The organism is Gilvimarinus sp. 1_MG-2023, assembly GCF_030548285.1.
Genome location: NZ_JAUOSC010001741.1, coordinates 1 through 235, shown reverse-complemented (window position 1 = coordinate 235; position 235 = coordinate 1). Strand labels below are relative to the sequence as shown.

Here is a 235-nt window from a genome sequence, read left to right as displayed (position 1 = left end):
CTGCTGACCTCGGTATCTTGCGGGGTCAGAGGCGACGCCCCCAGCAGCATCATCGGATCAATCCACTCGTCATCAATCTCGACCTGATCGGCCAGATAGAGCAACAGTCCTATATCTGGCGTACTGTCCGGCTCACGTTTCGGTGCACCCTCCGGTTCTGCCTGAACAGGCACCAACGGCAGCATCCAGCCCGCAGAAGATGACAGGGTTATTAGTGCCGCCATCTTAACCGGCC

1 protein-coding gene is annotated in these 235 nt (G+C 58.3%); it reads right to left on the bottom strand.

The window, feature by feature from the left end; genetic code table 11:
• Window positions 1-224: hypothetical protein (locus Q4563_RS22700; RefSeq protein ID WP_303606159.1), on the bottom strand; the 224-nt coding region annotated here is incomplete at its 3' end.
• Window positions 225-235: the final 11 nt, after the last annotated feature.